General features: G+C 42.2%; 7 protein-coding genes, 1 tRNA gene and 1 pseudogene. All 9 read right to left on the bottom strand.

All coding sequences use genetic code 11. The features are described from left to right. Positions 1-148: 148 nt before the first annotated feature. Positions 149-220: transfer RNA gene (locus tag HMPREF2764_RS00310), tRNA-Glu, on the bottom strand. 107 nt (positions 221-327) lie between these two features. After that, a pseudogene (locus HMPREF2764_RS00305) lies at positions 328-763 on the bottom strand (cytidine deaminase family protein). A gap of 13 nt (positions 764-776) precedes the next feature. After that, positions 777-2,237 carry a glutamate--tRNA ligase gene (gltX, locus tag HMPREF2764_RS00300; protein WP_000031049.1) on the bottom strand — a complete coding sequence of 487 codons (1,461 nt, stop codon included), beginning with the start codon at positions 2,235-2,237 and terminating at the stop codon, positions 777-779. 127 nt (positions 2,238-2,364) lie between these two features. Further along, positions 2,365-3,714, bottom strand: a complete 1,350-nt coding sequence (locus HMPREF2764_RS00295; RefSeq protein WP_000018269.1) for a glucose-6-phosphate isomerase — start codon at positions 3,712-3,714, stop codon at positions 2,365-2,367. A 170-nt stretch (positions 3,715-3,884) separates the two neighbouring features. Then, complete coding sequence (locus tag HMPREF2764_RS00285) at positions 3,885-4,574, bottom strand: gamma-glutamyl-gamma-aminobutyrate hydrolase family protein (protein WP_000124770.1); 690 nt, start codon at positions 4,572-4,574, stop codon at positions 3,885-3,887. A 136-nt stretch (positions 4,575-4,710) separates the two neighbouring features. Then, positions 4,711-6,477 (bottom strand): multidrug efflux ABC transporter subunit PatB, encoded by a 1,767-nt coding sequence (gene patB, locus HMPREF2764_RS00280; protein WP_070526299.1) that lies wholly within the window; start codon positions 6,475-6,477, stop codon positions 4,711-4,713. Between the two features lies 1 nt (position 6,478). After that, on the bottom strand, positions 6,479-8,185 hold the full coding sequence (gene patA, locus HMPREF2764_RS00275) for a multidrug efflux ABC transporter subunit PatA (RefSeq protein WP_020903405.1): 1,707 nt from the start codon (positions 8,183-8,185) through the stop codon (positions 6,479-6,481). A 145-nt stretch (positions 8,186-8,330) separates the two neighbouring features. Further along, positions 8,331-10,865, bottom strand: coding sequence for a DNA mismatch repair protein MutS (mutS, locus tag HMPREF2764_RS00270; RefSeq protein ID WP_070526296.1), 2,535 nt, complete (start codon positions 10,863-10,865; stop codon positions 8,331-8,333). A gap of 50 nt (positions 10,866-10,915) precedes the next feature. Beyond that, positions 10,916-11,362 carry an arginine repressor gene (gene argR / locus HMPREF2764_RS00265; RefSeq protein WP_001231476.1) on the bottom strand — a complete coding sequence of 149 codons (447 nt, stop codon included), beginning with the start codon at positions 11,360-11,362 and terminating at the stop codon, positions 10,916-10,918. Positions 11,363-11,454: the final 92 nt, after the last annotated feature.

The raw sequence follows: 11,454 nt of genomic DNA, 5'->3' as shown, positions 1-11,454 counted from the left end.
TCGTCTTGTTCAGTTTTCAAAGGTCTTTGTCACTCAGTTCTCTCAAGCGACAACTATATTAGTATATCACAGGCGCTTTTGCTTGTCAACACTTTTTTGAAACTTTTTTAATCTTTTTTTCATCAAGTGTTCCATCTGCAACATACCATAGTCCGTACGGGATTCGAACCCGTGTTACCGCCGTGAAAAGGCGGTGTCTTAACCCCTTGACCAACGGACCAGAGTTGTTTTCAACTCTTACTATTATACAGACTTTTTCAGACTTGTCAACTACTTTTTCTGTTTTTTTCAAATTAAGTAAAAAGAGCCAGAATTATACTGACTCTTCTATTGATTATTAAACTTAGAAGCACGTTCTTCTCCCCACCAATAGGGGATTAGTTCTGCGACTTTCACTGTCTTTCTTCTATATGTAGTCCATCATGAATTCTGCATCCTTATTTTCAGCGTTCAACTCCAAGAGAAATTCTCTGCAAGCTCCACAAGGCATACCGGAACTTCCACTATAAGGTGGTTGCTCTCGAAAGGCTAAGACTTTTTTAACCTTAGTTTGTCCTGAAAATTGGTACATATTAAAGAGTGCTGCCCGCTCTGCGCAGAGATGGAAAACACCACAAGTTCCCTCCATACAGAAACCTGTAAATATTTGTCCATCTTCTGCTTCTACTGCGGCCACAACATGGTTAGCGTAAACAAAATCAGATACTTCATGTGGATTATACAATTTCTGTGCTTCTTCGTACATCTTTTCCCAGATGTCCATTATTGTACCCTTCTTACTTAGAGATTTCCTTTAACATATTTTCGATATGCTGGATTGATTTTTCACGGCCTAACAAGAAGATCGTATCTGGCAATTCTGGTCCATGCATTTCACCTGAAACTGCGATGCGAATTGGCATGAAGAGATTTTTCCCTTTGATACCTGTTTCTTTTTGAACAGCTTTGATTTGTGGGAAGATATTTTCTGTCACAAATTCATCATCTGTCATCGCTTCAAGTTTTGCTTTGAAGGCTTCAAGAACTGTTGGGACTGTTTCCCCCGCCATGACTTCGCGCTCTGCTTCTGTCAATTCTGGGAAATCTGAGAAGAAGAGGTCTGTCAATGGGATAATCTCATCTACTGATTTCATTTGTGGTTTATAGAGCTCAACTAATTTTTCAGCCTTGTCTGTTAAACGGCCTGCTTCTTCTAGGAATGGTTTTGCCATTTCAAAGATAGTTTCTAGGTCTGCATTCTTGATATAATCATTGCTCATCCAGTCGAGTTTCTTCTGATCAAAGGCTGCTGGTGACTTGCTGAGGCGATTTTCATCAAAAAGTTTAATGAGTTCTTCACGAGAGAAGATTTCATCTTCGCCACCTGGGTTCCAACCAAGAAGAGCAATAAAGTTAAAGACTGCTTCTGGTAAATAACCTTTTTTACGGTAGTCTTCGATAAACTGAAGGGTGTTGGTGTCACGTTTAGACAATTTTTTCCCAGTTTCAGAGTTGATAATCAAGGTCATATGACCGAACTCTGGAGCTTCCCAACCAAGTGCTTCATAGACCATAAGCTGTTTTGGTGTATTAGCAATGTGGTCATCTCCACGGATTACGTGAGAAATTTGCATATCATGGTCATCGATGACAACGGCAAAGTTGTAAGTTGGGTAACCGTCTTTCTTTTGGATAACCCAGTCACCACCAATATTGCCACCTTCAAATTCGATATCACCTTTAACCATATCATGCCACTTGTAGATACCTGACTCATTGACCGCCAAACGAACTGTTGGAATGATACCAGCTGCTTCACGTTCTGCGATGTAAGCTGCTTTTTCTTCTTCACTCATACCAAGGTATTCGTTAATGTAGCGAGGTGTTTCACCAGCTGCTTCTTGGCGTTCGCGTTCAGTTGCCAACTCTTCTTCTGTAACGTAAGATTTGTAGGCTTTTCCTTCAACTAGCAATTGATCGATGAATTTTTGATACAAGTCCAAACGCTCAGACTGGCGGTAATTTTCATGTGTTTCTGGGCTTTCATCCCAATCCATACCTAACCAACGAAGGTTTTCAAGTTGTGAACGTTCACCATCTTCGACATGGCGTTTACGGTCAGTATCTTCGATACGGATAATAAAAGTTCCACCATGATGACGTGCGTAAAGGTAGTTGAACAATGCTGTACGGGCATTCCCGATGTGTAGTAGTCCTGTTGGACTTGGTGCGTAACGTACGCGGATATCTTTTGACATAGTTTCTCCTATAAAGTCTCTAGGCGTCTGCCTTTTTGCTCTCTATATTATATCACAAGTCTTGGCTGAGTCCAATTTCTATGGATAAAGAGAGTAAAAAGAGTGGACAAACCACTCTTTTCTTCTATTATAGACGTGCGTTAAGTTCTTTGCTCAATTCTTCAAATCCTGGTTTTCCAAGAAGGGCAAACATGTTACGTTTGTAAGCTTCAACACCTGGTTGGTCAAATGGGTTGATAGCATTCAAGTAACCTGAAAGGGCAATTGCCAATTCGAAGAAGTAGATAGTGTAACCAAGAGTGAAAGCATCTTGCTCTGGAAGAGTCACATACATGTTTGGTACATCACCATCTGTGTGGGCAAGAAGAACACCGTCAGTTGCTTTTTTGTTTACAAAATCAACGTCTTTTCCTTGAAGGTAACCGAGTCCATCAAGATCTTCTTCCAAAGTAGGGATAATCACGTTCTTACGAGGTTTGTCAACACGAACAACTGTTTCAAACATGATACGAGTTCCCTCTTGGATAAATTGACCAAGTGAGTGCAAGTCAGTTGAGAAGTTGGCTGAAGTTGGGTAGATACCTTTTTGGTCTTTCCCTTCTGATTCACCAGCCAATTGTTTCCACCATTCTGAGAAGTATTGAAGTGATGGCTCATAGTTTACCAAGATTTCAGTTGCATAGCCTTTACGGTAAAGGATGTTACGAACTGCTGCGTATTGGTAAGCTTCGTTTTCAGAGATTTTATCTGAAGTGTAGTCTTTGCGAGCTGCGTTCGCACCTTCCATAAGGGCTTTGATATCAGCTCCTGATGCTGCGATTGGAAGCAAACCAACTGCTGTCAATACTGAGAAGCGTCCACCGATGTCGTCTGGAACAACAAATGTTTCCCAACCGTTAGCATCTGCTTCAACCTTAACAGCACCTTTTTGGCGGTCAGTTGTTGCATAGATACGTTTGTTTGCTTCTTCTTGACCGTATTTCTTAACCAAGAGTTCTTTGAAGACACGGAAAGCGATAGCTGGTTCTGTTGTTGTACCTGATTTAGAAATCACGTTTACAGAGAAGTCTTTGTCAGCTACATACTCTACCAAGTCAGCAAGGTAAGTAGATGAGATTGAGTTTCCTGCGTAAAGGATTTGTGGAGCTTTGCGTTCCTCTTTTGTTTGCAAGTTTGCAAAGTGGTGGTTCAAGAAGTCGATTGCTGCTTTAGCACCAAGGTAAGATCCACCGATACCAATCACAACCAAAACATCGCTGTCTGATTTGATTTGCTCAGCAGCTTTCAAGATGCGGTCAAATTCTTCGCGGTCGTAATTTTCAGGAAGGTCCAACCATCCCAAGAAGTCGCTACCAGCACCAGTTCCTTTACGGATCAATTCATCTGCTGCTGTTACTTGTGATTGCATGTATTCCACTTCATGTGGTGCAACAAATTTGTCTAAAACTTTTGAATAATCAAATTTAATATGTGACATGTTATTCCTCCAATATTTCTTCTTTTCTATCATAACGCTTACCTTCGTTTTTTTCAAGTTTTTTTGTCGAATTTCTCCAATTTTTATCAGAATTCAAACGTTTGCGTAAAAATCCCACATTCCAAAAATTTTGAAAAAATAAAAGAAAGAACGACTAGATGTTCCAGTCGTTACAGTTCATTCAATAAATACTCAAATAATTCTAAATTGCCATCTTCTTCATTGACCAGAAACTCTGGATGCCACTGCAAACCGATAATGCGGTGCTCATCGATAGACTCAATCGCTTCGATGGTCTGGTCTCTTGGATCAATAGCAGTTACACGGAAATTAGGTGCCAAATCTTTAATGCTTTGACGATGGACGGAGTTGACTTGACTTTCTTTTCCAAATAGCTTAGCCACCACGCTTCCTTCTACTGTCTCAATAGAGTGAGATGTTCCGAAAGGTAATCCTTGCCAGTGACCTTCAATTTCTTGATTGAGCGTTCCACCGAAGGCAACATTGACAAGTTGGACACCGCGACAGATTGCCATAATTGGTTTATTCTGACGGAGCGCTTCTTTCAAGAGCGCCAATTCAAATTCGTCACGCACTAGGTTGTAATCATCGCTCTCGATGGTCTTTTTCTCTCCATAAAACTGAGGATGGACATTTTGACCGCCTGTCAAGATAAGTTTGTCAATCATCTCTACATAATCACGTACAACTGACTCATCACCAACAGGAATGACTAAAGGGAGACCACCGACTTGACGAATGCTCTCTGCGAATCTACAAGATACAGATGAATGAATGTTTTTACCTTCTGCGTCTACGGGACATAGATTTGCAGCAACTCCTACAACCGTTCTAGCCATGATGTCTCTCCTTTCGAATATTAACGATAGTCCTATCATATCACTCAAAACACCTTTCGTCTAATATGTTTTTTTTAAGTCCGTGATAAATATTTTTTATGAACAAAAAAAGCTGCCCAAGGGGACAACTTTTTTCTTATTCAAAAACAAATTGATTGTGATAGAGTTCTGAGTAGAAGCCACCTAGTTTCAAGAGTTCATGGTGGTTCCCGCGTTCAATGACTTCTCCATCTTTAAGGACAATAATCTGATCAGCATTGAGAATGGTTTTCAAGCGATGGGCAATGACAAAACTGGTTCTACCTGCTACAACTGCCTCCATGGCATGCTGAATCTTGCTTTCTGTCACCGTATCTACGTTTGAAGTTGCTTCATCGAGAATGAGAACTTCTGGATCTGTCATCAGGGTTCGAGCGATAGAAATCAATTGCTTTTGTCCTGTCGAGAAAATGCTTTGATCATCATCGATAAGGGTATCGTACTTATCAGGCAAGCTTTCGATATAGTCGTGAATGTGGGTTGCTTTGGCTGCTGCCTCAACCATTTCTTGACTAGCATCTGGTACACCGAAACGGATATTGTCTCGAATCGTTCCGCTAAACAAGACCGAATCTTGCAAGACAATTCCCACCTTGCTTCTGAGACTATCTAAATCATAGTCACGGATGTCTTTACCGTCAAAATAAATCCCACCAGCATTAACATCATAAAAGCGATTGATGAGGTTCATAATAGTCGTTTTCCCTGACCCAGTCGGACCAACAACCGCTGTCATCTGGCCTTTAGGAGCAGAAATGCTGACATCTTTCAAAATGGGTTTATCAGGCAAGTATGAAAAATCAATATGACTAATTTCAACACCTTCTTGCAACTGAGTGAAGGTCGGAGCATTTTTAGGTCGAATTTCTTCCTCTGCATCAAACATTTCCTGAATCCGTTCAGCACCTGTAAAGGCTAACTGAAGGCTTCCCCAACTTGCCGCAACTTGAATAATAGGCTGGTAGTACTGCTGTGAAAATTGGGCAAACATAACAATCAAACCTAGGGCTGTACTTGTTTCAATAGACTTATCATTCAAAAGTACAGCTGAACCAGCAAAGATGACGATGGCTGTGTTGACCAGACTCATCCCATTCATGACAGGGAAAAGAATTCCTGAGAACATTCTTCCTTTAAAGGTTGCCTTGCGCACGCGCTCATTTTGTTCAAGAAATCCTGCCATCATATCCTCTTGAATACCTTGCACAATCACAGCTTTTTGACCTGAGATACTTTCATCCATATAGGCATTGAGCTTCCCTACCTCTTTCTGCTGGAGGTTGGTATATTTCCGTGCCATTTTCACGATAAAAATCAGCATGAGAAAGGCCACTGGTGTACTGGCAATAGTGATGAGGGCCAGCGTCACATTTCTCGAAAACATGACAAGAATCAGACCAATGTATAGAACGATGTTGCTCATGACCTGAATCAAGCTTTCGTTAAAAGCTTGGAGGATATTATCCAAATCACTGGTAAAACGAGACAGGATATCGCCATCTTGTCGGCGGTCAAAGAAAGAAACAGTCAACCGAGCAAGCTTGCCAAAGAGGCCTTTGCGCATCTCGTTGGTCGATTCTGCAATCACGCGCGTCATGAGACACATGTATATCACACTGGAGATAAATAGAACCAAAACTAGCAGACCAAGATTGACCATGATTCCTGATAGGCTTTGCCAAACAAGTTCTGGATTGCCATTTTGATAAGCTTGAACTAAATTAGCTAACTCTGTTACCGCTTGTCCAGAAAATACCGGAAAGAGAGCTTGGGCAAGAGTCGCCAGAACAATCATCAGGATAACAACTACAAATGATAGCTTATAGACTTTAAAATAATTCCAAAAAAATTGAACTGTTTTCATGTTACTCCTCCTTTCCTTTCTGTGTTTCGTAGATTTCACGGTAAACGGAATTGTTGGCAACCAAGTCTGCATGCGTACCTTGACCAATCAATCGTCCTTGATCCAGTACTAAGATTTTATCTGCATGAACAACCGAGCTAATCTTTTGAGCGATGATAATGGTTGTCGTTCCCTTCAAGTCCTTATTCAAGGCTTCCTGAACCAGGCGCTCTGACTTGGCATCCAAGGCTGAGGTCGAATCGTCAAAAATCAGAATACGTGGATTGCTGACAATTCCACGGGCAATCGACATCCTTTGTTTTTGCCCACCTGAAAAGTTGGTTCCCCTTTCTTCAACTGGACTTTCAAAGGTTTTCTCCATACGATGAATGAATTCACTGGCTTGAGCAATATTGGCTGCGCGCTCCATTTCAAATAAAGTAGCATCTCCCTTACCCTGTCTCAAGTTATCTGCAATCGTTCCACTAAAGAGAATGGCACGTTGGAGAACGATAGAAACTGTTTTACGCAGGGTTCCTTCACTCACTTCTCGAATATCCTTGCCTCCAATTTTGATAGCACCCTCCTGTGGGTCAAAGAGACGTGGAATCAATTGAGCCAAGGTTGATTTTCCTGCACCAGTCGCTCCAACGACACCAACCATTTGTCCAGGTTCGACAGTAAAGCTCACATCTTTCAACATCGGTTCCTTATCCATTGGATAGGTAAAGGTCACATTTTCAAAGCTAAGACTTCCGACCAAGTCTTCATCTGGGACATCCTTGAAGGTCATGGCTGGCTCTGCGTCAAGAATTTCTCGAATACGACGCATAGAAATCATAGCACGACTGACAGAATTTCCCAAAAATCCAACCATAATAATAGTAAAGATAATCTGGCTTAGGTAATTAACAAAGGAAGCAATGGAGCCAACAACCGATGGATCCGATTGAACCATCCCTGCAACTAGCCAAATAGAGAGGAAAACCGCCCCATAACCGACCAACATCATGACAGGTTCCACTACTGAAAAGGCATATCCGATGTAAAGGTTTTGACCGAGAAGCTCGTCTGAAACCTCCGTAAACTTAGCAAACTGCTCTTTTTCTTGGACAAAGGACTTGACCACACGAACACCGCGTAGATTTTCCTTGGCAATGGCATTGATGCGCTCAAGAAGTGTTTGAAACTTGGCAAAACGAGGCCCCATCATTCCCATCATGACAGCTGTCAAGCCAAAAATCAAGATTACCATTAGAACAATCACCCACCACAGAGAAGGTAAGGTTTGAACAGCCAAGATAAAGGAACCGATGAACAAGAGGGGGAGCCTGAACAGAATTTGAAAGGTCATCATGACGACGTTCTGAATCTGGTTGATATCATTTGTCATGCGAACGACTAGATTTCCCGCATTAAATTGTTCAATATTGGCATAAGAAAAGGTTTGGATTTTACGGAAGGCATCCTCTCGAAGGTCAGATGAAACTCCTTGGGCAATATAGGCTGCGAGGACAACGTTGAGCCCACCAGCAACCAGACCGACCAAAGCCACACTAATCAACCAAGCCCCGATACTATAAATGGCTTCATATTTCCCAGCAAGGAGGGCGTCTAAGACTTCCTGCAGATAACGCGGTTGCAAAAGTGAACTAGCAACCATCAAGCCTGTCATCAGAAGCGAAGCCAAGGCCTGCCACTTGTAGGTTTTTATTTTCTGAATTAGCATACTTTCTCCTTAAAAAATAGACAAAAGGGAGCGACAATGTGTCAGCTCCTTTTCATTCTGTTTGTGTGATGCTATTCTAGCAAAAAAGTGGGGACTTGTCAAAGAAGTATCCTTGATACAGCTAGAATGACAAGTAATTCATTCTTTATAATTTTTGTTTTAACTCGACCAAGACATTCATAGCCTGCATAGGTGTCATATTGTAAATATCTAGTTTAGCTAATTCTGCTAGGATAGGATGCTCTTCTGCCGTATCAAAGAGTGAAATCTGTTCAGTGACGGCACTTGTTTGTCTCATGGGAGCAGGACTTTCTGTTCCTTGACTCTCTAGCTGAGTCAAAATCTTATCCGCCCTTGCTAAAAGGTCTGCTGGCAAGCCAGCAATCTTGGCAACATGGATACCGTAGGATTTATCAGCTGGTCCTGGTTCAATCTTGTGAAGGAAGGTGACCTGCCCATCCTGCTCCAAGGTTGCCACGTGGACATTGACCAAGTGTTGTAAACTAGACTCCAGACTAGTCAACTCATGGTAGTGGGTCGCAAAGAGGGTCTTAGCTCCGATGTGCTCATGGATGTATTCGATGATGGACTGAGCAAGAGCCATCCCGTCATAAGTTGCAGTTCCCCGTCCCAATTCATCAAAGAGAATGAGAGAGTCCTTGGTCGCATGCGAAATGGCATTGTTAGCCTCCATCATCTCTACCATGAAGGTTGATTGACCTGAAACCAAGTCATCTGCTGCTCCGATACGGGTAAAAATCGCATCAAAAATCGGTAAATGGGCGCTTTCTGCTGGCACATAAGACCCCATCTGGGCCATAACCGACGTCATGGCTAACTGACGCATATAGGTTGACTTTCCGCTCATGTTGGGCCCTGTAATCAGTTGAATACTGGTATCTTCTGCCATCTGAATCGTATTTGGAATATAGGTCTGAGCCCCCATAACCTTTTCAACGACAGCATGGCGCCCTTTCTGGATATCAATTCGCGAATCCTCTCCGAACTCTGGCCGAATCAAATGCTGGGTTTCAGCCACAACCGCCAGACTCTGTAAGACATCAACTGTCGCAATTCCTTGAGCTAGAGCCTGCAAACGCTGGATATACTTACTGACTTCCTCACGGATGCGCATAAAAATTTCATACTCTAGGTTTGCTGACTTTTCACGCGCCTCCAGCATATCTCCTTCGATACGGGCTAATTCTTCGGTTCCAAAACGTTCTGAGTTTTTCAGCGTCGCCTTGCGGAAAAAGTGAGCAGGCACATTTCCCAGTTGAGAATTGGTCACATGGAAATAGTAGCCATCCTTCTTATTGTAGTCAATCTTGAGCGTGCTGATACCAGAATTTTCTCGCTCCTTAGCCTCAATCTCAGCAATCCAGCTAGTCCCTTCTCTGAGAACGCGACGGTACTTGTCTAAAGTCTCATCAAATCCAGTCCGAATGATTCCTCCATCTGTAATCACATGAGGAGCTTCAGGAGCAATCGCTGCGCTAATCAAACTCTCCAACTCAGGGATTCCATCCAATTGTGCGATGAGATAAGCTAGAGCAGGTTGCTCCATCCCTTCTAAAATCGCACGAATCCGTGGCACACTGGATAAGGTGGTCGCCAACTGCAAGAGATCCTTGGGATTGGTTTTACCAAAAGAAACACGACTAGCCAAGCGTTCGATATCATAGACACCCTTGAGACTGTCTGTCAAATCACTACGCTCAAAGAAATGGTCGAGGAAGACCTGCACCACTTCTTGACGTTGGACGATTCGTTCCTTATCAATCAAGGGACGATGGATCCAAGACCGCAAGAGACGCATTCCCATAGCCGTCTTGGTTTCATCCAAAAGCCAGAAAAGACTACCTTGCTTCTTTCCTGAACGAGCATTCTCAACCAAATCCAGACTAGCCTTGGTTGCATAATCCATCTGCAAGAAATCCTTGATTTCATAGCGTATAACAGGCTTGAGGTGGTTCAATTCCCTCATCTGAGTTCGATGAACATACTGGAGCAATTTACTAGATGCCGCTTGCTCCACAGATGCCAATCGTGAATCCAGTAAATGAAGGTCTTCAAAGCCTTCTTTTTCATATGAAAGCACCAGATTCATCTGACGACTGAGGATTTGTTCTTCTTCCTCAGACAAGTCATAACCCAGCACCACTTCTCGCGCCTTGAGATTACGGATTTCCCCACAAACCAGCGTGAAATCCAAAAGACCTGTCACATAAAAGTCACCCGTCACCAGGTCCATATAAGCTAAGCCAAATTGATTGCCATCTCGATCTATAGCAACCAAGAAGTTGTTCTGACTGTCTGGCTTACTGCTATCGACCACTGTCCCTGGCGTAATGACCTGAACAACCTCTCGTTTCACAACCCCAACTGCTTGTTTAGGATCTTCCATCTGCTCTGCGATAGCTACCTTATAGCCCTGCTCAATCAAGACATCTATATACTGCTGGGCAGAATGATAGGGGACACCCGCCATAGGAATCGGATTGTCGGCATTCTTGTTGCGACTCGTTAAGGAAATTTCCAGAATCTGCGCAGCATTGACCGCATCCTCATAAAATAATTCATAAAAATCACCCATCCGAAAGAGCAAAAACGCATCTGGATATTGCTTTTTAATATCCACATACTGTTGCATGCCGGGTGATAGCTTCTCTGTCGCCATTTTCCGTCTCTCCTTGTCAAAAATAAGTCTTGAGAGCGACTCTCAAGACCTTACTTATCTTTCATCAAATCTAGCAAACGATCTTCCATGAGTTTGGCAACGTGCTGGTCTCGACAAATAACCAATAAGGTATTGGCACCAGCAACTGTTCCTAAAATCCATTCATCCTTGTTTGCATCTACAATATTTGCCAAAACAGAGGCTTCTCCCAATTTGGTATGAAGTACCAAGGTAAACTCTGCTCTTGCAACACCTTCTAAATGATGAGACAAAAATTCAACCAAATCAATCTTTTCTGTCTCATTTGCTAGTACATAATACACCATATCATTTTTCTTGACCTTGGTCAAGCCGATTTCGCGCAAATCACGAGACAGGGTTGTCTGCGTCACAAAAACATTGTGCGCCTCCAACCGATCTTGAATTTCTTTTTGTGTACTTAATTTCTCCTCAGTAATCATTTTTTTTATTAACTGATGACGATCTCTTTTTCTCATAAAATCCTCTTATATGCATATTTATAACTAATTTTATAACTATATTATACCAAAAAAATAGGAGATTTCAAAAATTTTTTCTTCTTTCTTTA

This window comes from Streptococcus sp. HMSC073F11, assembly GCF_001810785.1.
GTDB lineage: Bacteria > Bacillota > Bacilli > Lactobacillales > Streptococcaceae > Streptococcus.
Note: the sequence above shows the minus strand (reverse complement) of the source record. Positions and strands in the feature narration are given on the sequence as shown.